The organism is Streptomyces sp. NPDC059371, assembly GCF_042751995.1.
In the GTDB taxonomy this organism is placed as follows: Bacteria; Actinomycetota; Actinomycetes; order Streptomycetales; family Streptomycetaceae; genus Streptomyces.
This window is the reverse complement of record NZ_JBHYXD010000009.1, coordinates 19,766-43,980: the sequence shown is the minus strand read 5'-3', so window position 1 is coordinate 43,980 and position 24,215 is coordinate 19,766. Positions and strand designations below refer to the sequence as shown.

Sequence of the window (24,215 nt, the reverse complement as noted above, 5' to 3'; positions counted from 1 at the left end):
GGTGTCCGGGGGGGCGGGGCGGGGGGGGGGGGGCGGGGGCGGGGGCGGGGGGGGGGGGGGGGGGGGGGCGGGGGGCGGGGGCGGGGGGGGCGGGGGGGGGGGGGGGGGGGGCGGGCCGGGCCCCGGGGCCCCGGGCCCGGCGTCTGTCGGTGCCGGGGACTACCGTGCTGTCCATGGAAGAGCTGCCCCCGCGCGAACGGAGCATTCTCGCCCTGGAGCGCCGCGGCTTCCCCGGCCCCGGCGCCAAGGAGCGCGCCATACGCGAACAACTGGGCCTGGCCCCGGTTCGCTACTACCAGCTCCTGAACGCACTGCTGAACGACCCGCGCGCCCTCGCGCACGACCCCGTCACGGTGAACAGGCTCCGCCGGGTCCGCGAGTCCCGCCGCGACGAACGCTGAGCACGGGCAAGATCCAGCCCCTCCGGCGTTTGAGGAGCGGGGGCCCGGGGGCAGCGCCCCCGTACGGGTCGGGTAGGGGCGGAGGGGGCGAGAGAAGGTCTTGGCGGGGCGGGATCCGGGCATTCAGGGGGGGGAGGGACGCCTGGCCGGGTGGAGTGGGGGTGCGTCCGGCGCCGCCCGGATAGGGTCGGCCCATGGGCAGCCACCCCGAATCCAAGGACTCCTTGCCGACTCCGTCGACCCCCGCAGGGCGCGACGCTCTGGAAGCGATCCTCACGCGCCCCGCCCGGACGGTCGTCGCACTCGACTTCGACGGAACCCTCGCCCCCATCGTCCCCGACCCCGACCAGGCCCGCGCCCACCCCGACGCGGTCCCGGTGCTCGCCGCTCTCGCTCCCGCGGTCGCCTCCGTCGCCGTCGTCACCGGCCGCCCGGCCGGTGTCGCCGTCCGCCACGGAGGCTTCGCGGGCGTGGCGGGGCTGGAGCACCTGGTCGTCCTCGGCCACTACGGCGCCGAGCGCTGGGACGCGGTCAGCGGCACGGTCACCGCGCCCGCCCCGCACCCGGGCGTGGCCGCCGTCCGTGCCGAACTGCCGGGGTTCCTCGACGGGATCGGCGCCTGGCAGGGCACCTGGATCGAGGAGAAGGGCCGGGCGGTCGCCGTGCACACGCGCCGTGCCGCCGATCCGCAGGCCGCGTTCGAGGCGTTGCGGGGGCCGCTGGGTGAACTCGCCGCCCGGCACGGGCTGATCGTCGAGCCGGGGCGCATGGTCCTGGAGCTGCGTCCGCCCGGTATGGACAAGGGGGTCGCCCTGCTGGAGTACGTTCGTGAGATCGGTGCCGAGGCCGTTCTGTACGCGGGTGACGATCTGGGGGATCTGCCCGCGTTCGCCGCCGTCGACAAGCTTCGCTCCGACGGGGTTCCCGGGCTTCTGGTGTGCAGCGGCAGCTCCGAGGTCGCCGAACTCGCCGAGCGCGCCGACCTGGTGGTCGACGGGCCCGCCGGGGTCGTCGGCCTGCTCGCCGCCATCGCGGCCCGACTCGCCTGACCCGGCCGGCTCTCGTCCCCCGGCGGGGGCGGGGCGGGCGCAAGCGTGTTTCGCCCCCGCCGCCCCTACCCGTCCCATCCCGGGGGCTCCGCCCCGGACCCCGCTCCTCAAACGCCGGAGGGGCTGAAACTTTCGCCCGCGGCCGGGGCTGAAACCCTCCACGGCCCGCAGCCGGAATCCGGCGCGAGGGGACGTGCCGGTACATCGATGCCCGTCGCCACCGACGGTCACGTCTCCGTCCAACGGCGACGGGCTGATGCACCGGCACGGCCCCGACCCGCCCACCGGCCGGACCCGCGACCGCCGCACGCTCCTCCTCAGCCCTCCAGTGCGTGCAGTTGGTCCAGGAACCACTGGGCCGGGGGCAGGGCGGTGGCCGCGGCGGCCAGGCGTTTGGTGCGCTCCGCGCGTTCGCCCGGCTGCATGCCGAGCGCCTCGTGCAGCGCCCGCGCCGTCCCGGTCACGTCGTACGGGTTCACGGAGATCGCGTCCTCGCCCAGCTCCTCGTACGCCCCGGCCTCCCGGGACAGGACCAGCACGCAGCCCTCGTCGGAGACGACCGGGATCTCCTTGGCGACGAGGTTCATGCCGTCCCTGATGGGGTTGACGAGGGCGACGTCGGCGAGCCGGTAGGCGGCGAGCGAGCGCGCGAAGTCGTCCTTCACGTGCAGCACCACCGGGGTCCAGCCGGGCGTTCCGTACTGGGAGTTGATCTCGTCGGCGACGCGCTGCACCTCGGCCGTGTAGTCCCGGTACACGGCGAGGTCCTGCCGCGACGGGTAGGCGAACGCCACGTGGACGACCCGCTCGCGCCACTCGGGATGGTCGTCGAGGAGCTGCCGGTACGCCAGCAGTCCCCGCACGATGTTCTTGGACAGCTCGGTCCGGTCGACGCGCACGATCGTCCTGCGGTCCGCGCCGATCTCCTCGCGCAGCGCGGCCATCCGTTCCCCGACGTCCGCGCGGTGCGAGCGCTCGCGCAGGAACTCGGCGTCCGCGCCGAGGCCGTGCACGCCGACGCGGGTCTCGCGCACCGGCGGCCGGGCGCCGTCCAGGTGCTCGATCGTGCGGGAGGCGCCGCCCGAGGGCCAGGTGGCCCGGTAGCGGCCGGCCTCGGTCCCCTCCGCGCAGCGCATGAAGGCGGTGGCCCACCGCCAGGTCAGGAAGGCCACCCGGTCCGCGCCGAGCATGCCCGCCATCAGCTCCGCGCGGATGTCGTCGGGGAGCATCCGGAAGTAGTCCTCGGGCGCCCACGGGGTGTGGGAGAAGTGACCGATGCGCAGGTCGGGGCGCAGCTCGCGGAGCATCCCGGGCACCAGGCACAGGTGGTAGTCCTGGACCAGCACGGCCGCGCCGTCGGCCGCCTCCTCGGCCAGCGCCTCGGCGAAGGCGCGGTTGTAGGTCCGGTACGACTCCCACTGGCGCCGGAACTCCGCGTCGAAGACCGGCTCCAGCGGGGTCTGGTAGAGCAGGTGGTGGACGAACCACAGCACGGAGTTGGCGATGCCGTTGTACGCGTCGGCGTGCGTGGCGGCGTCGATGGCCAGCATCCGTACGCCGTCCTCGTGGACTCCGCGCCGGACGGCCTCCCGGTCGCCGTCGCCGAGGGCGGAGCAGACCCAGAGGGCGCCCGCGTCCGGCCCGATCGCCGAGAGTCCCGAGACGAGGCCGCCGCCGCCGCGTCTGGCGTGCAGCGAGTCGTCCTCCCGTACCTCGTAGGTGACCGGGCCGCGGTTGGAGGCGACCAGAATCCTGTGGGCACCGTGCGTTGAAGCCATGCCTCGAAACCTAGCCCCGTCTCGAAACGCTCAAACGCGCCCTTCGGCCGTATGCGATCGGCGGCCGTCGGCGCCGGACTACGCGGCTCTGCGCGTCTGGTACTCGGAGATTTCGCTCATCGGCGGCCTTTCCTCCGTGTCCACGGAGTACGTGCGCGGCCGGAAACCGTCGCGGTCGCGCTCGAACTGGGTGAGGGCGGGGCGGATCAGGTGTCCGCGCGCGAGCCGGAGCTGTGCGGTGCGGTAGATCGCGGCGGCCATGCGGCCGAGTGCCTGGCCGTCCTGGTGGCGGTGCTTGCGGACCCCGACGTCGACCTGGGCGAGGGCGTCCAGTCCCACCAGGTGCAGGGCGTCGACGAGCATGCCCAGTTCGACGCCGTAGCCGACGGGGAAGGGGAGCTGTTCGAGCAGCGAGCGGCGGGCCGCGTACTCGCCGCCAAGCGGCTGGACGAAGCCCGCGAGCTGCGGCCAGTGCATGTTCAGGAGCGGGCGGGCCATCAGCTCGGTGACCCGGCCGCCCTGCCCGCCGCCGCCGGCCAGCGGGCGGTCGTACATGGCCTTGACCAGGTCGACGCCGGGTTCGGTGAGCAGCGGGCCCACGATTCCGGAGACGAAGTCGGACGAGAACTCCTTGAGGTCCGCGTCGATGAAGCAGACGATGTCACCGCTCGTCACGAGCAGCGACCGCCAGAGCACCTCGCCCTTGCCGGGCACGGCCGGGATCCGCGGGAGGATGTCGTCGCGGTGGACGACGCGAGCGCCCGCGGCGGCGGCGACCGCGGCGGTGCGGTCGGTCGAGCCGGAGTCGACGACGACGATCTCGTCGACGAGGGGCACCTGCTGCATCAGGTCGTGGCGGATGATCGCGACGATCTCTCCGACCGTCTCCTCCTCGTTGAGCGCGGGCAGCACGACACTCACCGTCGACCCGGTGACGCGCTTGGCTGCCATGATCCTGTGGAGCGGGCGGTCGGTCGCGGACCAGGAGCGTGTGCTCAGCCAGCTTTCGACTTCTCTCAGCACCGTCTGCGGCTCCTCACTGTCTGATCACACGCTCTCATCGGCGTGCCCGCTGCGGCCAGCGGCAGATCGATTGCCGTCGTCTCGCGGTTCGGACGACTATCTCAACTGTCCTGGCCTTCGGTTACAGTCTTGAACAACGCGCATGACCATCGCATGTCCTGGATCGTCGGCGCGTATCGTGTTCAACAGTTCAACAATCAAATACCGCTCATCCAGAGGGGCAGAGGGATACGGCCCGATGAAGCCCCGGCAACCCTCCAGCCGGTCTCGTACCGATCGATGTCGATCGCGTCGCGAGGCTCCCGGCTTGGGAAGGTGCCAAATCCGTCTCACGGCGAAGTGCGCCGTGAGGAAGATGAGGAGAAAGGGCCTCGCCTCCATGGCTGCGCAGACAGTTGCAAGCACCACGAACTCCACCGACGCGGTAGACCTCGGACCGGCCTCGGCGCTTTCCTGCCGCGAGTGCGGACACCGCGTCCCGCTCGGCCCGGTCTTCGCCTGCGAGGAGTGTTTCGGCCCGCTGGAGATCGCCTACGACTTCTCGGCCTACGACACCGAAGAACTCCGCAAGCGCATCGAAGCGGGACCCGCGAACATCTGGCGTTACGCGCCGCTGCTGCCCGTCCCCGCGGACGTGGCGGACAAGCCGAACATCAATCCCGGCTGGACCAAGCTCGTCCAGGCCGACAACCTCGCCCGCGAGCTCGGCGTCGACGCCGGAAAGCTCTTCGTCAAGGACGACTCCGGCAACCCGACGCACTCCTTCAAGGACCGCGTCGTCGCCCAGGCCATCGAAGCGGCCCGCGCCTTCGGATTCACCACCCTCTCCTGCTCCTCCACCGGCAACCTCGCCGGAGCGGTGGGAGCCGCGGCGGCCCGCGCCGGCTTCCGTTCCTGCGTGTTCATCCCGCACGACCTGGAGCAGGGCAAGGTCGTCATGGCCGCGGTCTACGGCGGCGAGCTCGTCGGCATCGAGGGCAACTACGACGACGTGAACCGTTTCTGCTCCGAGCTGATCGGCGACCCGGCCGGCGAGGGCTGGGGCTTCGTCAACGTCAACCTGCGGCCCTACTACGCCGAGGGCTCCAAGACCCTGGCGTACGAGATCTGCGAGCAGCTCGGCTGGAGGCTTCCCGACCAGCTCGTCGTGCCGATCGCCTCCGGCTCCCAGCTCACGAAGATCGACAAGGGGCTCCAAGAGCTGATCAAGCTCGGCCTCGTCGAGGACAAGCCGTACAAGATCTTCGGGGCCCAGGCGGAGGGCTGCTCCCCGGTGTCCGTCGCCTACAAGGCCGGCCACGACGTCGTACGGCCGCAGAAGCCGGACACCATCGCCAAGTCGCTCGCCATCGGCAACCCGGCGGACGGCCCGTACGTGCTCGACATCGCCCGGCGCACCGGCGGCGCGGTGGAGGACGTGAACGACGAGCAGATCGTCGACGCGATCAAGCTGCTCGCGCGCACCGAGGGCATCTTCGCGGAGACGGCGGGCGGTGTGACCGTCGGTGTCACCCGCAAGCTGATCGAGAACGGTCTCCTGGACCCGGCCCTCACCACGGTCGTGCTGAACACCGGCGACGGCCTCAAGACTCTGGACGCGGTGGCCTCCGACACCGGACTGACCGCGACCATCCGCCCGAACCTCGACTCCTTCCGAGAGGCTGGCCTCGCATCATGAGCGTCAACGTCCGCATCCCCACCATCCTGCGCACCTACACCGGTGGTGCCGCCGAGGTGACGGCCGAGGGCGCGACCCTCGCCGAGGTCATCAGCGACCTGGAGAAGAAGCACACGGGCATCGCCGCGCGCGTCCTGGACGACCAGGGCAAGCTGCGCCGCTTCGTCAACGTGTACGTCAACGACGACGACGTGCGCTTCGAGCAGGGCCTGGAGACGGCGACTCCGGACGGCGTGGGCGTCTCGATCATTCCGGCCGTCGCCGGAGGCTGATCGTTACCCTCGGTAATGCCGAACACATTGCGTTCACAGAATTGCCCCTTCCGTGAGACAAGCGGAGGGGGCAATTCTGTAGGGTTGAACGCGCTAGAGTTGGGGAAGTCGCTCCAATTTTGATGTTGGTTTCATGCCGGGCGCATATGAGTGACCGTTCGGCGGGCGACAAGAAGTAGCCAAAGTGGCTCACCTTTTTGGGCACTTTATGGCATTTACGGGGCCCGACTTGCCCTGAATCCTTGCGCATTCTCCGCATATCATTGATCGGCCATGCCCAGAATTCTCGTCCGATTGACCTGTTGCAGAGGGCAGTTGGACAGATACATTCAGCCGCGGTCGACGCGTTCCGGCGCACACCCCCAACCGTTGGGGGGTGAGGTCTGACCCGGATCCGCGAAGTGTGGATCTGTGCAAGGGCCAGTAATAGGGGAGTTAGGCATGGCTCAGGGCACCGTCAAGTGGTTCAACGCGGAGAAGGGGTACGGCTTCATCGCGGTCGACGGTGGTGCGGACGTCTTCGTGCACTACAGCGCGATTCAGATGGACGGCTACCGCACCCTTGAAGAGGGTCAGCGAGTGGAGTTCGAGATCTCGCAGGGCCAGAAGGGTCCGCAGGCGGACATGGTCAAACTCGCCGTCTGATCGGGCGCGAACGACCACCGACTCACTCACGCACGAGGGGCCCGCATCCCACCAGGGATGCGGGCCCCTCGTGCGTCCCCGGTCGGCCTCCCCGCCCCGCGTACGCCCGCGCGCCCTCGGCGTGGACCCGTGCGGGGACTGGGCCAGGGGGCTGTTTTCGTGAGAGGCGCTTGCACTCGCAGGGGTCGAGTGCTAATCATTGGCGTTAGCACTCTCCCAGTGAGAGTGACAGAACTTGGATCGGGCCGGCGAGGCCCGCGGGCCTGTGGGGCAAGGAACCACAAGGCTTGCAGGCCGTCCGTCGCGGGCGCGGGCGCGATCCGGAGCAATCCACCCCGTCCGGGAGGACCACTTCACATGGCCAAGATCATCGCGTTCGACGAGGAGGCACGGCGCGGCCTCGAGCGCGGCATGAACCAGCTCGCGGACGCCGTCAAGGTGACGCTCGGCCCCAAGGGCCGCAACGTCGTCCTCGAGAAGAAGTGGGGCGCCCCCACGATCACCAACGATGGTGTCTCCATCGCCAAGGAGATCGAGCTCGAGGACCCGTACGAGAAGATCGGCGCCGAGCTGGTCAAGGAAGTCGCCAAGAAGACGGACGACGTCGCCGGTGACGGTACGACCACGGCGACCGTTCTCGCCCAGGCGCTCGTCCGCGAGGGCCTGCGCAACGTCGCCGCCGGCGCCAACCCGATGGCTCTCAAGCGCGGTATCGAGAAGGCCGTCGAGGCCGTCTCCGGTGCCCTGCTGGAGCAGGCGAAGGATGTCGAGACCAAGGAGCAGATCGCTTCCACGGCCTCCATCTCCGCCGCCGACACCCAGATCGGCGAGCTCATCGCCGAGGCGATGGACAAGGTCGGCAAGGAAGGCGTCATCACCGTCGAGGAGTCCCAGACCTTCGGTCTGGAGCTGGAACTCACCGAGGGTATGCGCTTCGACAAGGGCTACATCTCGGCGTACTTCGCCACCGACATGGAGCGTATGGAGGCCGTCCTCGACGACCCGTACATCCTGATCGCGAACTCCAAGATCGCGAACGTGAAGGACCTGCTCCCGCTCCTCGAGAAGGTCATGCAGGGCGGCAAGCCGCTGCTGATCATCGCCGAGGACGTCGAGGGCGAGGCCCTGTCGACCCTGGTCGTCAACAAGATCCGTGGCACCTTCAAGTCCGTCGCCGTCAAGGCCCCGGGCTTCGGTGACCGCCGCAAGGCCATGCTCGGCGACATCGCCATCCTCACGGGCGGCGAGGTCATCTCCGAGGAGGTCGGCCTCAAGCTGGAGAACGCGGGTCTGGACCTGCTGGGCCGTGCCCGCAAGGTCGTCATCACCAAGGACGAGACCACGATCGTCGACGGCTCCGGCTCTGCCGACCAGGTCGCCGGCCGTGTGAACCAGATCCGTGCCGAGATCGAGAACTCGGACTCGGACTACGACCGCGAGAAGCTCCAGGAGCGTCTGGCGAAGCTGGCCGGCGGCGTGGCCGTCATCAAGGCCGGTGCCGCCACCGAGGTCGAGCTCAAGGAGCGCAAGCACCGCATCGAGGACGCCGTTCGCAACGCGAAGGCGGCCGTCGAGGAGGGCATCGTCGCCGGTGGTGGCGTGGCCCTGCTCCAGGCTTCCTCGGTCTTCGAGAAGCTCGAGCTCACGGGTGACGAGGCGACCGGCGCCAACGCCGTGCGTCTCGCCCTGGAGGCCCCGCTCAAGCAGATCGCCGTCAACGGTGGTCTCGAGGGTGGCGTCATCGTCGAGAAGGTGCGCAACCTGCCCGTCGGCCACGGCCTGAACGCCGCGACCGGTGAGTACGTCGACATGATCGCCGAGGGCATCATCGACCCGGCGAAGGTGACGCGCTCTGCCCTGCAGAACGCGGCCTCCATCGCCGCGCTGTTCCTGACCACCGAGGCCGTCATCGCCGACAAGCCGGAGAAGGCCGCTGCCGGCGGCGCTCCGGGCGGCATGCCGGGCGGTGACATGGACTTCTGATCGACCCCGGTCGATCAACCGTCCTGACGTTCCGAGGGCGGCACCTTCCCGCGAGGGAGGGTGCCGCCCTCGGGCGTTTCCCGGCCCGGCCCGGACGTCTCCCGGGGACGGCCCGGCCCGCGACGTGGCCCGGATCACAGGGATGAGTCCGGGGGCGGCGGAATGCACCGCCCGGTGCGGAGGTTGACGTTGACGAGCAGTTGATGCATGTGCACATACCGCACGGAATCTCCTGTATCGCAGACCACTCGACGTCATACCGACCACCTCTCCGAGGAGCCCCCACGTGACCGCTGACGCCGCGTCCCGCGCAGCCGAGATCCTGTCCCGTCCCGTCACCATCAACGGCCTGACCGTCCCGAACCGGATCGCCATGGCCCCGATGACCCGGATGTTCTCGCCGGGCGGTGTACCGGGAGAGGACGTGGTCGGCTACTACTCCCGCCGTGCCGCCGCGGGCGTCGGCCTGATCGTCACCGAGGGCACCTACGTCGGCCACGACTCGGCCGGACAGAGCGACGCGGTGCCGCGCTTCCACGGCGAGGCCCAGCTCGCCGGATGGGCGAAGGTCGCCGACGCCGTGCACACGGCGGGCGGCACGATCGTCCCGCAGCTCTGGCACATAGGCATGGTCCGCAAGGCGGGCGAGCCGCCCTTCGCGGACGCCCCGGCGGTCGGCCCCTCCGGCCTCTACAAGGAGGGCGCCGAGGTCACCGGCAGGAGCATGAGCCAGCAGGACCTCGACGACGTCATCGAGGCGTTCGCCAAGGCCGCCGCCGACGCCGAGCGCATCGGCTTCGACGGTGTCGAACTGCACGGCGCCCACGGCTATCTGCTCGACCAGTTCCACTGGGCGGGCACCAACCGGCGCGAGGACGCGTACGGCGGCGACCCGGTGGCCCGTACGAAGTTCTCGGCGGAGATCGTCGCCGCGGTGCGGGCGGCCGTCTCGCCCGAGTTCCCCGTCATCTTCCGCTACTCGCAGTGGAAGCAGCAGGCGTACGAGGCGCGGCTCGCGGAGACCCCGGAGGAGCTGGAGGCGATCCTCGCCCCGCTCGCCGCGGCCGGAGTCGACTCCTTCCACGCCTCCACGCGCCGCTACTGGGTGCCCGAGTTCGACGGCTCCGACCTCAACCTCGCCGGCTGGACCAAGAAGCTGACGGGCAAGCCCACCATCACCGTCGGCTCGGTCGGCCTGGACGGCGACTTCATCAAGGCCTTCGTGGGCGAGGGCTCCCCGGTCAAGGGCATCGACGACCTCCTCGACCGCATGGAGCGCGACGAGTTCGACCTCGTCGCCGTCGGTCGCGCGCTGCTCCAGGACCCGGAGTGGGCGTCGAAGGTCCTGGCCGGCCGCTTCGACGAGCTCGCGCCGTACGACGCGGCGGCGCTGAGCACGCTGAGCTGACAGCTTCCCGGAAACGGGGGGAACGGGGGAGGGACGGCGCCCGCTGTGACGCGGGTGCCGTCCCTTTTTTTGCGCTCTTCCGGTCAGCCGAGGTGCGCGACGAAGGCGCCCCAGGCTTCGGAGCCGAAAGCGATCACCGGGCCGGGGTTCTTGGAGTCCCGTACGGGGACGGGGCCGGGGTGGCTTTCGCCGAGGGCAACTTCCAGGCAGTCGCCGCCGCTTGCTCCGCTGTAGCTGGACTTGTGCCAAGTGGCCTTGCTCAGGGCGTACTCAGGGCTGTCGCTCATGCGCGTAATCCTCTGCCACCGAGTGGACCAGAGCCAGTGATTCGTGCGGTGAGAGTGCGCTGGCCGCAAGGAGATGGAAGGTCAGGTCGTGGTGGGCGACAGTGACCGGGTCGTCTTCCAGTCGGCCTGTTCCCAGACCTTGCAGGTAGGCGAGAGGTGCTGCGCCGTCGAAGGTCATCAGCTTGAGGGAGCCCTCCATGGCCATGTGGGCTCCTGCTGCGAAGGGCAGCACTTGCACGATGACCCTGTGCTCTTCGGCCAGGGTGGCAATGTGGCGTAAGGCCTCGGCCATGACCGGCCACGCCCCGACCCTTCGGCGCAGTACAGCCTCGTCAAGGATCGCCCACAACAACGGCGTTGTTGGATCGTCGAGCAGGCGTGCACGGTCCAGCCGGGCCGCGACCAAGTCATCGATGGCCTGCGCTGTTGCCGTCGGGAGACCTCGCCGGAACATCGCCTGGGCATACCCCCGTGTCTGCAACAGACCAGGGATGAGCGCCGGCGCATACTCCCTGATCGCCGCCGCCAAGGCCTCCGCCTCCGCCGCCTCCACGAAGTGGTCCGGGTACTTCGACCTCGCCAGCGCCCTGCAATTGCGCTCGAAGAAGCCCCTGGTCCCGAGGATCTCGTCTATCTGGACGGCGTATTCGAGCTGCAACCGCCTTGTCCCCGACTCCAGTTGGCCGATGAACGAGCCGCTGACGAAGAGCGGTTCGCCCAGTTCGGACTGGCTGAGGCCGGCGTTCTCGCGGGCGTGCCGCAGCTCCGCGCCGATCATGGCGCGTGGGGAGGAGGAGGGGTCGAGGTCCTTGGGGTTGGGCATGGCGACTTCCCGTCCAACAGGTGGGGTTGTTGGAGCGCCGACTCTGGCCAGGCTACGGGCATGCCGGTCACGCTGGGTGGTGAAAGGGAACACTCAGCGTGGAGGGATCGGTGGCCATGGAGATGACGTCCGGCGAGGAGTACGCGATCGACGTGCGGGACGGACGGCTCGGGCAGGTGATGGGGCGCGAGGGCGGTCTCGTACAACTGCGGCCGCCCGGCGGGGGGATCGAGTGGGACTGTCCGCCCGAGGCACTCGGGGAGGCTCCGCCGGGCGAGGTGCTGCGGGCCCGGGTGCGGCGGCTCAACGCGGAGGGGCGGCTGCCCTGACCCGGGGCCGCGGAGGGGGCCCGCTTCCGGGCCCCGGCCTGCCTAGAGATTCCCCATGGGCTCGATGTCGACCTTGACCGGGGTGCCCCAGATGCGCAGCACCTCGTAGTCGGTGAACTCGTGGACGAGGCGGTAGGCCATGCCGGGGCGAGGGGCCCGGCGCTCGGCGGCGAGGAAGCGCTCGGCTTCCTGGCGGTCGCGGCGGGGGGTGCCGCACAGGAGCCAGGTCTGGCCGTTCCAGATCTCCGGGAGCCAGCGCTGCTGGGGCTGGGGGCGGTCGCCGCGCACGCCGTAGCGGGACATCGTGCGGTCGGGCAGCTCGTCCGGGGCGGGCGCCCGGCCGTGCGTGTACGCGTCGTTGACCTCGGTGCGGCGGGCGGTGCGGCGGCGGGTCTCGCAGAGCAGACAGCGGTCCGGGGCGCTCTCGTCCACCGGGCCGTTCGGGTGCTCGGAGCAGCGGGTGGTCGGCTTGGCCGTCGTCACCGTCTCGTCCAGCAGGTCCAGGGCCCGCTTCAGGTCCGCCTTGACCTCGTGCAGCTTGGCGTCGGGGGTGTCGGCGTTCAGAGCGTCGCCGTGCTCTCCGAGCAGCCGCAGAGCACGGCCCAGGGCGGTCAGCTGTGCGTGGTTCATGCCCCCAGCCTCGCACGCGCCACCGACAGCGCGGCTACACGGCGGCCTGCTCCGCCCGCCGGGCCGGTGACCGGCCGTCGAGGCCGCTGTCGAGCCCGGCGTCGAGACCGTTGTCGCGGATGCCGCCGAGGCCGAAGAAGTAGGTGGCCGTGAAACCGACCGCGTACCCCGTCAGCAGACCGCCCGCGTAGATCGCCGCGGTGACGGCGAGGCCCCGGTTGCCGGACAGCAGCGGGAACAGGGCCAGGCCGGAGGGGCCGATGGCGGTCGAGCCGACGTGGTCGCCCAGCATCGAGAAGAAGCCGATGAACGCGCCGCCCGCCGCTCCGCCCGCGCAGGCCGTGACGAAGGGCCGGCCAAGTGGCAGGGAGACTCCGTAGATCAGGGGTTCGCCGACGCCGAGGAGACCGGCCGGGAGCGCCGATCTGATCGTCGTGCGCAGCGAGGTGTCGTGGCGCAGCCGGACGTACACCGCGAGGGCCGCGCCGACCTGCCCCGCGCCCGCCATGGCGAGCACGGGCAGCAGGACGGTGTAGCCCTGCTGCTCGATGAGGGTGGTGTGGATGGGGATGAGGGCCTGGTGCAGGCCGAGCATCACCAGGGGGAGGAACAGGGCGCCGAGGACGAGCCCGGCGAGGGCGCCGGTGGTGGAGAGCAGCCAGGTGGCGGCGGTGCCGATGGCGGCGGAGAGCTCACCGGCCGCGTACATCAGCGCGTACAGCGTCACCAGGCCGGTCAGCAGCACGGTCAGGGTGGGGGTGACCAGGACGTCCAGGGTCGGCGGGACCCAGCGGCGGCACCACTTCTCCACGTACGTCCCGAGCAGGGCCGCGGCCAGGGCGCCCAGGACACCGCCCTGGCCGGGGGCGAGCGTCACACCGAGGACGGTCACCTTGGCGACCCCCGCGTACACGACGACGGCGGCCACCGCGCCGCCGAGGACCGGGGTGCCGCCGAACACCTTGGCCGTGTTGTGGCCCACGAAGACGGCGATCAGCGCCATGAACCCGGAGGCGATGGCGGTCAGCGCGGGGGTGAGGCCCCTCAGCACGCCGAGGTTGATCAGCAGGCCGTTGAGGCCGGCGATCACCCCGCAGCCGATCAGGGCCGGGATCAGCGGCACGAAGACGTCCGCGATCCGCCGCAGGAACAGTTTGAGCGGGGTGGCGTTGCGGCGGGAGCGGGCGGACTTCAGCTCGGCGCCGCGCAGGGCGAGCAGGTCCGAGGTGGTCGTGGGTTCGGTGGCGTCCGGGGTGGCCGGTCCGGCGGCGGGCGCCGGTTCCGTGCCGTGCGGGGCGTTCGCCAGCAGGGCCTCGAACGCGGGGGTCACCCGGGCGACCGTGCCGGGGCCCAGGACGATCTGGTACGAGCCGTCGTCCGCGACGAGGCCGAGGACGGCGGGCAGGGCCCGCAGGCCCGGCTCGTCCACCAGGCCGGGGTCCCGCAGACCCAGCCGGAGCCGGGTCATGCAGTGGGCGACGGTGAGGACGTTCGCGGGACCGCCCACGAGGGGGAGGATCGCCGCTGCTGTGGTGGAGTCGGGGGTGCTCACTCCCCGAGCGTGCTGGTCAGCCGGCCGAAGCCGCCAGCGCGGCGCGCAGATGGCCCCCCGACTCCTCCAGAAGGCGGGCGGCGCTGGGCCCGTCCACTCCGCCGAGGATCGTCAGGATGGCGTTCTTCACCTCGCCGTCGGTGGCGGCGAGCGCGCGCTCGATCTCCTCGTCGGAGGCCCCGGTGGCGAGTTCGACGATGCGCCGGGAGCGGGCCCGCAGCTTCTCGTTCGAGGCCCGCACGTCGACCATCAGGTTCCCGTACGTCTTGCCGAGCCGGATCATCGTGATCGTCGAGAGCATGTTCAGGACGAGCTTCTGCGCGGTGCCGGACTTCAGCCGGGTCGAGCCCGTGAGCAGTTCGGGGCCGACGACGACCTCGATGCCGTGATCGGCGGCGGAGGCGAGCGCGCTGTCCGCGTTGCAGGACAGGCCGATCGTGAGCGCGCCCTGTTTGCGGGCGTGCTCGACCGCGCCGACGGCGTACGGGGTGCGGCCCGAGGCGGAGACACCGACCACGGTGTCGTCGGTCGTCAGGGCGAGCGCGTCCAGGTCGGCCGCCGCGAGTTCCCGCGAGTCCTCGGCGCCCTCAATCGAGGTGACCACGGCGTCGGGGCCGCCCGCGATCAGCCCGACGACCCGGGAGGGATCGGTGTTGAACGTGGGCGGGCACTCCGAGGCGTCCAGGATGCCGAGGCGGCCCGCGGTGCCGGCGCCCGCGTAGATGAGGCGGCCGCCGCGGGACATGCGCTCCGCGATGCCGTCGATCGCGGAGGCGATGTGGGTGAGCTGCGCGGCGACGGCCGCGGGCACCGTCGTGTCCTCGCCGTTCATGAGCCGTGCGATCTCCAGCGTGGGCAGCCGGTCGATCTCCGACAGTTCGGGGCGGAACGCCTCGGTGGTCAGCGTCTCCAGCTCTGCTCGAAGATCGCCGTGGTTGGACATGGAGGTCATGGAGAGGCGGCTCTTTCCGATGAGGTCGTGCGGAGCGGCTACCGGCCGCCGCGCGGGGAGTGGCGGTGCGCCAGGGCCTCGTACGAGGCGGACAGCGCGGGCGCCGCCGTGTCGTAGGTGCGCTGGGCGACCCCCACGAACAGACAGTCCACCACCAGGAGCTGGCTGGTCCGCGACGACATGGCCGCCGGGCGCAGCTCGCTCTCGCGGGCGGCCGAGGTGGTGAGGACGTGGTCGGCGTACTGCGCGACCGGTCCGCCCGGACGGCCGGTGATCGCCACCGTCGTCGCCCCGTGCTCGAAGGCGACGCGGAGCGGTTCGATGACGTCGCCGGTCGAGCCGGAGTGCGTGACGGCTATCGCCACGTCCTTGGCGCGCAGTTGGACCGCGCTGGTCACCGCGAGGTGCGGGTCGATGTGCGCGAAGGCCATGACCCCGATCCGCATGAGTTTCTGCTGGAGGTCCTGGGCGACGAGCCCGGAGGCGCCGACGCCGTAGACGTCGACGCGGCGGGCGGCGGCGATGGCGGCCACGGCGGCGGCGAGCTGGACCGTGTCGAGGGCGGCGGCGGTGTCGGCGAGGGTCTGCTGCTCGTCGTAGGCGAGCTTGGCGACGACGTCGGCGATGGGGTCGTCGACCGCTATGTCCGCGGTGACGGCGGGGGCCCGGCCCGACTGCTGGTGGGCGGCGAGCCCGGCGAGCGCGAGGCGCAGGTCCCGGTAGCCGGGGTAGCCGAGGATGCGGGCCGTGCGCACGACCGTGGCCTCGCTGGTCCCGGTGAGCTCGGCGAGTCCGGTGACCGTGAGGGCCGCGCATCCGGCCGGGTCACCGGCGACGGCCTCGGCGACCCGCTGCATGGAGCGGGTCATCGAGGGTGCGAGGGTCCGCACCTTGGCCGCGAGGGCCGCGGGGGCGGGGGGTGCCGCACCCGCGAAAATTTCCTTCACGTCATGGGTCACACTGTGAAAGATATTTTCCTTTGGGGTGCACGGTCAAGGGTGCGCACAATAGGGGCATGAACCCCACCGGTGACCCCCTCAGCCCCTTGGAGCAGGCGTTGCACGCGGCGCGCGCCCATGTGCTCGCCGACCTCGTCGCGGGCCGGGTGGCCGAGGCGGACGTCGTCTCCCTGGTCGAGGACTCGGTGGTGCAGCGCCGCTGGTGGGTCGAACAGTGGCCGGAGGGCGCCGGATTCGTCGCCGGTCTCGTCGCCCAGGACGTGCAGGACGCGCTCCTGGAGCGGTACGGACGGTGGCCGCTGTGCCCGGTGTGCTCCAGCGGCGATCCGCACGCCCTGGAGGTCGAGCCCGAACTCGGCCCCGACCCGCACTGGGTGTGCCACCAGGCGGGCGTGAAGATCTCCCCGGTCGGCTCGCTCGGCTCGGCGACCGGCACGAACCCGCCCTCGTGACCGTCTACATCGATCCGCCCACCTGGCCGGGGCACGGCCGTGTCTGGTCCCACCTGATCAGTGACGTCTCGTACGACGAACTCCACACGTTCGCCGAGGAGCTGGGCGCGCCCCCGCGGGCCTTCGAGCGCGACCACTACGACATCCCCTCGCACCGCTACGCCGACGCGGTCGCCGCCGGAGCGGTGGAGGTCAGCAGCCGCGAGGTCGTACGGCTGCTGCACGGCGCGGGACTGCGGCGCCGCAAGCGGGGCGCCCGGCCTTAGGGCGGACACGGCCCAGGCCGTGTCCTCAGGCCTCGCGGGAGTACAGCCTCAAGGACTCCTCCAGGCCGTGCAGTTCGTGGGCGGCCCTCTCCACGTCCTCGCCCGCCCGGGTGAACCCGGCGCGGGCGATGACCCGTTGCGAGGCGGCGTTCTCCCGCTCGATGGCGGCGAACAGGAGCTTGACGTCGTCGCGGGCGAGGGCCGTCTCCGCCAGGGCGCCCAGGGCCTCGGTGGCGTAGCCCCGGCCGCGGGCGTCCTCCGCGAGGTCGTAGCCGACCTCGGCGCGCCCCTCGTCGTCAGGCACGCCGTGGAAGCCGATCGCGCCGACCGCGAGTCCGTCCTCGCGCCGTACGAGCACGAACATCCCCCATTCCGGCCGGTGCACCCCCTTCTCGTAGGAGCTCGCGACCATCCCGGCGGCCTCCCGGGTGCCGTGGAACGGGCCGCTCTCGATCCACTCGAAGCCGCCCGTGCCGCCCGCGCGCAGCTCGGCGGCGGCGGCCGGGGTGACACCCTGGAGGGTGAGCCGCTCGGTGCCGATCACCAGGTTGTTGTTCCAGCGCCACTCGGTGAGCGGTTCACGGCCGGGCAGGTCGCCGCGCCCGGTGGCCCACAGGAGCGTGCTCCACGGGGCGTCGGGCTCGGGCCGCACGTGCGGGAAGATCCGGCCGAGGACCCAGGCACACAGCTCGGCCGGCGGCTCGTACGGCAGGTCGAGGCCCTCGGCGATGTCGTGCGTGTGCAGCAGGACCTCGGCGACCCCCATCGCCGCGAAGCCCTCACGGTTCGCGCTGCGGAACGGGTACGGGTGGAAGGCGCGGACCTCGCGCGGGGTCGTGCGGACGGTGGCGGCGAGCAGGGCGCCGGTCGTCTCGATCACGTCGACGACGCCCGCGTTGTCCGTGCCCTCGTCCATCGCGATCTCGAACGGTACGTAGGCCGTGGTGGCCCGGCCGGCCAACTGCCCGGCGTACGCGATGAGATCACCGGCGATGTGCTCGGCGGTGCGCCGGCAGCTCCACTCCAGGCGTCCCGCCCGTACGCCCTCCCAGTCGTGTCCGGCCGCCGCCCGCAGCAGCGTGGCGCAGCTCGCGACGGCTTCCTCGACCTGATCCCCACCCGTGTCAGTCATGCGGCCGAGAATAGGGCGGATCGCCCGGCCGGACCTACGGATTACCCGCCGTACCGCCGCACCAGCCCCACAAGCCTCTTTCGCCCCCTCCGCCCCTGCCCGTCCCGTACCTGGGGCTCCGCCCCAGACCCCGCTCCTCAAACGCCGGAGGGGCTGAAACTTTTCCGCCGGAGGGGCTGAACTCCTCCGCCGGAGGGGCTGAAATGGTCCTGCCGGAGGGCTGGATCACAGCGTTGTCAGTTCGGTCTCGATGTTCCGGCGGGCCGGGGCGGTCCAGGTGTGCCGGCCGTACGTGGTTCTGAACAGCCTCGGCAGGGCGAGGAGTTGGTGGAGAACGGCCGCACGGCCCGCGCGGAAGGCGTCGTCGGGGACGAAGGCGTACTCCTCGCGGACGGCGGCCGTGTAGGCGGCGTACGCGGCCGGGGGCGAGGCCAGGATCGCGAGATCCGCGTCGCACAGGACGGCACCGTCGGTGTCGTCGTCGGCGGGGTCGTGGGAGACGGTGAGGCGGACGAGCCGGGCGACCTCGGCCGTGCGGTCCGGGGCGACGCCCAGTTCGTCCAGCGCGCGTTCGGCGAGCCGGGCGGAGCGCTCCTCGTTCTCCGAGCGGTCCGGGAGGTACACGGCGTCGTGGAACCAGGCGGCCAGGCGTACGGCGGCCGGATCGGCGGCGCGCTCCCCGTGGGCCTCCAGCACGTCGATGTGGCCGAGGACCGCGAGGAGATGATCGGTGGTGTGGTACCGGCGCTGCGGTTCGGCCCAGCGGTCCAGGAGGTTCTCCGCGTACGGCCCCGGCGCGGGTCCGGACCCGTCGCCGTCCCGTGCGGCCAGGACGGTGTCCGCCCAGCGCTTCGTCAGTTCCTCGCGGGCCGGGTGGCGGTCGCTCTCTGCTGCCATGCGTCCATTGTCCCCGCCGGACTCCCCGCCACCGGAACCCCCGTCGTGGTGCCGTCCGTGGTGCCGTCCGCCGGCGCCGGGCCCGTCCGTGAGCGGAAGGTGCGGCGGTAGGCGTCCGGAGGCACGCCCACCGTGCGGTTGAAGTGCCGGCGCAGTGTCGTGGCGGTTCCCATGCCGGTGGCCGCCGCGATGGCCTCGACGCCCGCGTCGGTGGTCTCCAGCAACTCCTGGGCAAGGCGGATCCGTTGGATCAGCAGCCACTGGAGCGGGGTCGTGCCGGTGACGGACCTGAAGTGGCGGCCCAGATTGCGTGAGCTCATCCGCGCCCGGCGGGCCAGGTCCTCCACGGTCAGCGGACGGTCCAGCCGCTCGATGACCCAGGGGAACAGCTCGGCGAGCGGGTGGTGGTCGGGAGCGGGCACCGGAGTGCTGACGAACTGGGCCTGGCCGCCGTCCCGGTGCGGGGGTACGACCAGGTTGCGGGCGACGGCGTTGGCGACCGAGGACCCGTGGTCGAGGCGGACGAGGTGCAGACACAGGTCCATGGCGGCGGCCTTGCCCGCTGAGGTCAGCACGCCGCCGTCGTCCACGTAGAGGACGTCCGGGTCCACCCGCACCCGGGGATGGCGGGCGGCCAGCGTCCGGGTGTGCGCCCAGTGCGTGGTCGCGCGCCTCCCGTCCAGCAGCCCGGCGGCGGCCAGCACGAACGCGCCGGTGCACAGGGACGCCACGCGCGCACCCGCCTCGTGGGCCGCGCGCACCGCGTCGACGAGGTCGGCGGGCGGCTCCCGGTCGATGTCGGCCCAGCCCGGGACGATCACCGTGTCGGCGTGGGGGAGCCGGTCGAGGTCGTGGCCGGGCTCCAGCCGGAACGGGCCGACGCGCACGGCCCCCGGCCCGCAGACCGCGAGGTCGTACCAGGGGACCCGCACGGCGTCCGGCGCGGAGCCGAAGACCTCGCAGGCCAGGCCCAGTTCGAAGTGCAGCATCCCGTCGGTGACGGCCAGCGCGACAGAGGTCATGTCCGGAATTGTATGGGGCATGGCGTTCCGGACACTCGTGCGGGGCGCCCGTTCTCGCCAGGATGTCCTTACGGATCAAGGCAGTTCACTACGAGCACGGGGGAGAACCCATGAAGTCGGGTCAGGCGGTGACGGTGTTCGGCGCGTACGGGCACACGGGCCGGTTCGTGGTGGCCGAACTGCTGGAGCGCGGGTTCACCCCGGTCCTCTCCGGCCGGGACGCCGAGAAGCTGAAGGACCTGGCGGCCTCGTGGCCGGGCCTGGACGTCCGTCCGGCCACGGTCGGGGACCCGGCGTCCCTCGACCACGCGCTGACCGGTGCCGTGGCGGTGGTCAACTGCGCCGGACCCTTCGCCACGACGGCCGCCCCCGTGATCGAGGCGGCCCTGCGCGCGGGCATCCCGTACGTGGACGTGGCGGCCGAGATCGAGGCCAACCTCGACACGTTCACGCACTTCGCCGAGCGGGCCGGGGCGGCGGGAGCGGTGATCGTCCCGGCCATGGCGTTCTACGGCGGCTTCGGCGACCTGCTGGTCACCGCCGCGATGGGTGAGTGGACGGCGGCCGACGAGGCCCACATCGCGTACGGGCTGAGCGGCTGGCACCCCACCCCCGGGACGCGCGAGGCCGGCGCGGTCTCCCGGGAGCGGCGCGGCGGCCGGCGCGTCCGCTACACGAAGGGGCGGCTGGAGTACGTCCAGGACACCCCGCCCACCCTGGAGTGGCCGTTCCCCGACCCGATGGGTCCGCGTGCCGTCATCGGGGAGTTCTCGATGGCCGACGTGGTCACCGTGCCCAGCCACTTCGCCGTCCCCGAGGTGCGCACCTACATGACCGTCGAGGCGGCCGGGGAACTGGCGGCCCCGGACACCCCGGCTCCGCGCGCGGCCGACGAGCGCGGGCGGTCGGAGCAGACCTTCGTCGTCGACGTCGTGGTGCGCTCCGGCGGCGCCGAACGCCGGGCCGTGGCGCGGGGCCGGGACATCTACGCCGTCACCGCGCCGCTCGTGGTGGAGGCGCTCGCCCGCATCCTGAGCGGACGCACCAGGACGACCGGCGTCGCCTCCGCCGGCGAGATCTTCGACGCCCCGGACTTCCTCCGCGCGCTGTCCCCGCACATCTCCGTCGAACTGAGCGGGTAGCGGGGCAACGGACGCCGGGCCCTCGCGGACGGCAGCCATTCGCGTACGCCGACCTCTAGCGTGGAGTCATGATTCCTCAAGACGCACACGATGTACGGGACCCGGAACTGCCCGGTCTGCTCCTGCGCACCGAGCGCGACGCGCTGATCCCGCTGCTGCGGGCCCGCCCGGAGGACGACTTCTCCCGTCCGACGGCCGGGTGTCCGGCGTGGACGGTGCGGGACGTGCTGGCGCACTGCTCGGCCGTGCTCACCCGGGTCGTCGAGCGCCGTTTCGAACCGGGGGTGTTCGAGCCCGAGTCCAACGACCGTGACATCGGCGAGCGCGCCGACTGGCCGACGGAGCGGGTGATCGACGAGCTGGAACGCGGGATGACCGAGGCGGGTCCGGCGATCGCCCGGACCAGGGGCGCCCTCGACGCGGTCGCGCTCGGCGAGTGGATCCACGCCGGAGACGTGCGCGAGGCGTTCGGCGAACCCGGCGCCTACGAGGGCGAGGGACTTCCGCACGCCCTCGCCCTCCTGGTGCGCCACAGTCGGGAGAGCGGCCGGACGCCGCTGCACGCCGACCTCGACCAGCTCGACGACCCGCTCCTCCTGGGCGGCGTCCCCGGCGACCGTCCCCCGGCCCGCTACATCGGCGGCGCCGCGACCCTCGTACGGCTCTGCTCGGGCCGGCCGGTCCCGAAGACGACGGTGTACGAGCTGGTGGGGGCGCGGGAGGAGGAGCTCAACCTGTTCGGGTGACCCGGCCGGCCGGCTGGTCACCGGCTACTTGAGATACACGAGCCCGTCGGCCGTGACCGTGGGCCGGCCGCCGGTGCCGGCGACCACGAGTTTCACCGTGTGCTCGGCGGCGGTGGTCCACGTCTTCGCCCAGAGGGCGTCGCGGTACTTAGTGGTCGTCGACCTCAGATCCAGGGTGGCGGTCTTCTTGCCGTCCACGTACACGTACACCTGGCCGGAGGTCGCGGCGCGCGAGACCACCAGGGCCGCCGAGCGTCCGGTGAACGTCCAGGTCAGCGAGGAGTTCTTCGTGGAGCTGCCGTACGACTTGCCGCCCAGGTGGCTGCTCGACGACTTGGACGTCCAGGTGCCGGACTTCTTGGCCGCGCTCTCCTGGAGGATCACGGGGGTGCCGCTCACCGAGGCCGAGCGGGCGTTGCCGGCCTTGTCGTACGCGGTCATCCTCCAGGCCGTGGCGGCACCGGACTTGGCGGTGAGGCTCGCGCTCGTGACGGTCGGACCGTACGTCCTGGCGACCGGGGCGGTCAGGCGGACCTCCTTCAGCCCCTTCGCGTCGGTGGCCTTCCACTTCAGGGTGACCGGGACGGCCGTGGTGCTCACCGTGCCGGTGCGCAGGGCGAGATTCGGCTTGGTGGAGAAGACGGGCGGGGTGGTGTCGGCGGGGGTGGGGGCCTTCGTGGTGGCTGGGGCCGTGGGCGCGGGGGTGGTGGCCTTGGGGGTGGGTGAGGTGGTCGCGGCGGGCGTCGTGGCCTTGGGAGTGGGCGAGGCCGTCGCCGCGGGGGTCGTCGTCTTCGTCGTGGGCGAGGCCGTCAGGGTGGGAGTGGTGGCGGGAGTGGGTGCGGCCGTCGTGGGCGGGGCGGTCGTGGCGGGGGCCGTGAGGGTCGGGGTGGGCGAGGCGGACTCGGCGACGACGGTGACGTCCTCGGTGACCGCGGTCCTGCCGGACTGGTGGACGCCCCGCACGGCGACCCTGTGGGTCCCCGGGGTCAGGCTCACCTCGGCGGAGGAGGCGGTCCCGGCGACGGTGGCCGCGGCCTCGCCGTCGACCAGGACGTCGTACCGGCCGACCAGCGAGGCCGGGGTGGAGGCCGACCACTTCACGGTGACGGCGGTGTCGGCGGGGAGGGTGGTACCGGACGCGCCGGCACCGGTGACCGAGTCCAGCGTGAGCCCCTCGACCGTCCCGCCCGCCCAGGCACGGACCGTGGGCAGCAGGGCGTAGTAGGCGTCGCCCGGGCACACGGTGTTGTAGCCGTCGCGGTGGCCGTGGATGACGGGGAAGGTCATCCTGGCCCCCGCAGCCCACGTATGGCGGAAGTAGTTCGGCCCGCTCGCACCCGCCGTGAGGGTGGCGGTGCCCGTCGGGTCGACACCGTACTGGCCGAGCTTCCACGCGGCGAGCCGGGCGACCGAGGTCATCGCCTCCCTGGAGGGCGCCACGTCGCTGTAGTCACCGATGACGGCGACACCCGTGGTCTCGGAGTTGAAGCCGTAGGCGTGCGCGCCCATCACGGGCCGGTCCACGCCGCCCTTGCGGCCCTCGTAGATCGTGCCGCACCTGTCGACGAGGAAGTTGTAGCCGATGTCCTTCCAGGTCAACTGCTGCACGTCGTAGGCGTAGACGGCCCGGATGACGGCCGGGGCCTCCGCGCAGGTGTAGTCGTTGGAGGTGGCTGTGTGGTGCAGCACCACGGCCTTGATCCTCCCGCCCGGCAGATAGCCGGGCTCCTCCGGGCTGATGGACTCGTCGGCGCCCCAGCCCGCGCGCGAGGTGATCGGCGGGCGGGGCACGCCGGACTCCGGGGCCGGGGGAACGGTCGCGGTCGGCGAGGCCGGCTCCGGCGCGGAGCCGGTCGGGGAAGGGCTCGCGCTCCCGGTGGACGGCTGCGTCTGCGACTCCGTGGGTACGGCGGACGCCGTCGGGTTGGACGAGGGCTCGGAGGTCAGGGACGGGGACGGGTCGGGAGAGGACGTCTCCGCGGGCTCGTCCGTCGCGGTCGGGCCGGTCGGGTCCGTCGGGTCGGCCGGGTCGGTCGGGTCCGCCGGGTCGGTCGGGCCGGTCGGGTTCGCCGGGTCGGTCGGGTCGTCCGTCGCGGTCGGGTCCGCCGGGTCCGCCGGGCCGGCCGGGTCCATCACGAACCCGGCGGGCTCCAGCCGTGAGGCCGCGTCGCCGCCCGGGTCGATCATGTCCAGTCGCAGGCCCGCGGGCAGCCGCGGCGACGGCGCGCCGGACATCCGCACCTGCACCCCGTCGGACGGGCCCACCCACGCCGGAGCGGTGCCGCCGCGGGACGCGCCCTCCTCGCCCTCGCCGCTGTCACCGTCCAGCCGCAGCCACTCGGACCACGCGTGGCGCGCGGTGTCCCGGGTCCGGACCTCGATCGTGCCGGTCACCCGTGCGGACGGCTCGGCCCAGGTGATCCCGAGCATGCTGAAGGGAGCGGTGTCCCGCCGGTCCAGGCGTGCGGACGTGCCGCCGTCGGCCACGGTCAGCGCGGCGGTCGTCGTACGCGTGCGGATCGGCCCGGATGCGCCGTCGTTCCCGCCGGTCCCGCCGCCGGTCCCCTGGACCACCAGGGTTCCGGAGACCGCCGCGAGCGCCAGAACGGCCGCACCCCACCCACGTCGTCGCACTGCCCCACCCCTCCACACGGCCATCACATGATCTTCACACGCGAGGAGGTTATATGAAAGATCAACTAGAACGCCGGACGGGATCTTCTCGCACCCCCGTCCCCACCCGCGTACTCTTGGATTGGACTAGACCTATAGCGGCCCAAGGGAAGAGG

The 24,215-nt window shown here is 71.9% G+C and carries 24 protein-coding genes and 1 riboswitch; of the genes, 12 read left to right on the top strand and 12 right to left on the bottom strand.

Annotation, left to right across the window (positions count from 1 at the left end):
• The first annotated feature begins 173 nt into the window (after positions 1–173).
• Positions 174–401, top strand: a complete 228-nt coding sequence (locus tag ACFXGX_RS07890; protein ID WP_384786283.1) for a DUF3263 domain-containing protein — start codon at positions 174–176, stop codon at positions 399–401.
• Positions 402–595: 194 nt separating this feature from the next.
• Entirely contained in the window at positions 596–1,450 is an 855-nt protein-coding gene (gene otsB / locus ACFXGX_RS07885; protein ID WP_384786280.1) for a trehalose-phosphatase, read from the top strand.
• 317 nt (positions 1,451–1,767) lie between these two features.
• Here otsB and ACFXGX_RS07880 read toward each other — a convergent pair whose 3' ends face one another.
• Together ACFXGX_RS07880 and ACFXGX_RS07875 are read right to left on the bottom strand one after the other, a co-directional pair.
• A complete protein-coding gene (locus ACFXGX_RS07880; protein ID WP_384786277.1) occupies positions 1,768–3,228 on the bottom strand; it encodes a trehalose-6-phosphate synthase in 1,461 nt (486 codons plus the stop codon).
• Positions 3,229–3,306: 78 nt separating this feature from the next.
• Positions 3,307–4,251 carry a glucosyl-3-phosphoglycerate synthase gene (locus tag ACFXGX_RS07875; protein WP_384786274.1) on the bottom strand — a complete coding sequence of 315 codons (945 nt, stop codon included), beginning with the start codon at positions 4,249–4,251 and terminating at the stop codon, positions 3,307–3,309.
• Positions 4,252–4,456: 205 nt separating this feature from the next.
• Positions 4,457–4,613, top strand: a riboswitch (SAM riboswitch).
• Between the two features lie 17 nt (positions 4,614–4,630).
• Here ACFXGX_RS07875 and thrC point away from each other — a divergent pair.
• From thrC to ACFXGX_RS07850, 5 genes are all read left to right on the top strand, one after another.
• Complete coding sequence (thrC, locus tag ACFXGX_RS07870) at positions 4,631–5,929, top strand: threonine synthase (RefSeq protein ID WP_384786271.1); 1,299 nt, start codon at positions 4,631–4,633, stop codon at positions 5,927–5,929.
• Complete coding sequence (locus ACFXGX_RS07865) at positions 5,926–6,201, top strand: MoaD/ThiS family protein (RefSeq protein ID WP_384786268.1); 276 nt, start codon at positions 5,926–5,928, stop codon at positions 6,199–6,201. The genes thrC and ACFXGX_RS07865 overlap by 4 nt, the downstream gene beginning before the upstream one ends.
• A gap of 441 nt (positions 6,202–6,642) precedes the next feature.
• Positions 6,643–6,846 (top strand): cold-shock protein, encoded by a 204-nt coding sequence (locus ACFXGX_RS07860; RefSeq protein ID WP_005315736.1) that lies wholly within the window; start codon positions 6,643–6,645, stop codon positions 6,844–6,846.
• A gap of 357 nt (positions 6,847–7,203) precedes the next feature.
• On the top strand, positions 7,204–8,829 hold the full coding sequence (gene groL / locus ACFXGX_RS07855; RefSeq protein ID WP_365871436.1) for a chaperonin GroEL: 1,626 nt from the start codon (positions 7,204–7,206) through the stop codon (positions 8,827–8,829).
• A 286-nt stretch (positions 8,830–9,115) separates the two neighbouring features.
• The gene (locus ACFXGX_RS07850; protein WP_384786264.1) at positions 9,116–10,237 is read left to right on the top strand and encodes an NADH:flavin oxidoreductase; all 1,122 of its coding nucleotides are present in this window, start codon (positions 9,116–9,118) and stop codon (positions 10,235–10,237) included.
• A gap of 83 nt (positions 10,238–10,320) precedes the next feature.
• Here ACFXGX_RS07850 and ACFXGX_RS07845 read toward each other — a convergent pair whose 3' ends face one another.
• Positions 10,321–10,524, bottom strand: coding sequence for a DUF397 domain-containing protein (locus ACFXGX_RS07845; RefSeq protein WP_384786261.1), 204 nt, complete (start codon positions 10,522–10,524; stop codon positions 10,321–10,323).
• Entirely contained in the window at positions 10,508–11,347 is an 840-nt protein-coding gene (locus ACFXGX_RS07840; RefSeq protein ID WP_384786258.1) for a helix-turn-helix domain-containing protein, read from the bottom strand. Before ACFXGX_RS07840 ends, ACFXGX_RS07845 begins: the two co-directional genes overlap by 17 nt.
• A 122-nt stretch (positions 11,348–11,469) precedes the next feature.
• Here ACFXGX_RS07840 and ACFXGX_RS07835 point away from each other — a divergent pair, with 122 nt between their 5' ends.
• On the top strand, positions 11,470–11,676 hold the full coding sequence (locus ACFXGX_RS07835; RefSeq protein WP_355766823.1) for a hypothetical protein: 207 nt from the start codon (positions 11,470–11,472) through the stop codon (positions 11,674–11,676).
• 42 nt (positions 11,677–11,718) lie between these two features.
• Here the strand turns inward: ACFXGX_RS07835 and ACFXGX_RS07830 are convergent, their stop codons facing one another.
• Genes ACFXGX_RS07830 through ACFXGX_RS07815 form a run of 4 tightly spaced genes read right to left on the bottom strand, consistent with a single transcriptional unit; the run spans position 11,719 to position 15,769 of the window.
• The gene (locus ACFXGX_RS07830; protein ID WP_384786255.1) at positions 11,719–12,306 is read right to left on the bottom strand and encodes a hypothetical protein; all 588 of its coding nucleotides are present in this window, start codon (positions 12,304–12,306) and stop codon (positions 11,719–11,721) included.
• A gap of 34 nt (positions 12,307–12,340) precedes the next feature.
• Entirely contained in the window at positions 12,341–13,858 is a 1,518-nt protein-coding gene (locus ACFXGX_RS07825) for a PTS transporter subunit EIIC (RefSeq protein ID WP_384786252.1), read from the bottom strand.
• A 16-nt stretch (positions 13,859–13,874) separates the two neighbouring features.
• Positions 13,875–14,810 carry an N-acetylmuramic acid 6-phosphate etherase gene (murQ, locus tag ACFXGX_RS07820; RefSeq protein ID WP_384786250.1) on the bottom strand — a complete coding sequence of 312 codons (936 nt, stop codon included), beginning with the start codon at positions 14,808–14,810 and terminating at the stop codon, positions 13,875–13,877.
• A 38-nt stretch (positions 14,811–14,848) separates the two neighbouring features.
• Entirely contained in the window at positions 14,849–15,769 is a 921-nt protein-coding gene (locus ACFXGX_RS07815; protein WP_384786247.1) for a MurR/RpiR family transcriptional regulator, read from the bottom strand.
• Between the two features lie 56 nt (positions 15,770–15,825).
• On the opposite strand from ACFXGX_RS07815, the gene ACFXGX_RS07810 reads away from it, so the two are divergent.
• Entirely contained in the window at positions 15,826–16,221 is a 396-nt protein-coding gene (locus ACFXGX_RS07810; RefSeq protein WP_384786244.1) for a hypothetical protein, read from the top strand.
• The gene (locus tag ACFXGX_RS07805; RefSeq protein WP_384786241.1) at positions 16,218–16,487 is read left to right on the top strand and encodes a DUF4031 domain-containing protein; all 270 of its coding nucleotides are present in this window, start codon (positions 16,218–16,220) and stop codon (positions 16,485–16,487) included. The genes ACFXGX_RS07810 and ACFXGX_RS07805 overlap by 4 nt, the downstream gene beginning before the upstream one ends.
• Before the next feature lie 25 nt (positions 16,488–16,512).
• Here the strand turns inward: ACFXGX_RS07805 and ACFXGX_RS07800 are convergent, their stop codons facing one another.
• The 3 genes from ACFXGX_RS07800 to ACFXGX_RS07790 all read right to left on the bottom strand — a co-directional run bounded on the left by ACFXGX_RS07800 (position 16,513) and on the right by ACFXGX_RS07790 (position 19,538).
• Entirely contained in the window at positions 16,513–17,619 is a 1,107-nt protein-coding gene (locus tag ACFXGX_RS07800) for a GNAT family N-acetyltransferase (RefSeq protein ID WP_384786238.1), read from the bottom strand.
• A gap of 225 nt (positions 17,620–17,844) precedes the next feature.
• The gene (locus tag ACFXGX_RS07795; RefSeq protein ID WP_384786235.1) at positions 17,845–18,516 is read right to left on the bottom strand and encodes a hypothetical protein; all 672 of its coding nucleotides are present in this window, start codon (positions 18,514–18,516) and stop codon (positions 17,845–17,847) included.
• Entirely contained in the window at positions 18,474–19,538 is a 1,065-nt protein-coding gene (locus tag ACFXGX_RS07790) for a helix-turn-helix domain-containing protein (RefSeq protein ID WP_384786232.1), read from the bottom strand. Before ACFXGX_RS07790 ends, ACFXGX_RS07795 begins: the two co-directional genes overlap by 43 nt.
• Positions 19,539–19,648: 110 nt before the next feature.
• Here ACFXGX_RS07790 and ACFXGX_RS07785 point away from each other — a divergent pair, with 110 nt between their 5' ends.
• Together ACFXGX_RS07785 and ACFXGX_RS07780 are read left to right on the top strand one after the other, a co-directional pair.
• Positions 19,649–20,680, top strand: coding sequence for a saccharopine dehydrogenase family protein (locus ACFXGX_RS07785; RefSeq protein WP_384786229.1), 1,032 nt, complete (start codon positions 19,649–19,651; stop codon positions 20,678–20,680).
• Positions 20,681–20,748: 68 nt separating this feature from the next.
• A complete protein-coding gene (locus tag ACFXGX_RS07780) occupies positions 20,749–21,426 on the top strand; it encodes a maleylpyruvate isomerase family mycothiol-dependent enzyme (RefSeq protein ID WP_384786226.1) in 678 nt (225 codons plus the stop codon).
• 24 nt (positions 21,427–21,450) lie between these two features.
• On the opposite strand, the gene ACFXGX_RS07775 is transcribed toward ACFXGX_RS07780, so the two are convergent.
• On the bottom strand, positions 21,451–24,060 hold the full coding sequence (locus ACFXGX_RS07775) for an N-acetylmuramoyl-L-alanine amidase (RefSeq protein WP_384786223.1): 2,610 nt from the start codon (positions 24,058–24,060) through the stop codon (positions 21,451–21,453).
• Positions 24,061–24,215: the final 155 nt, after the last annotated feature.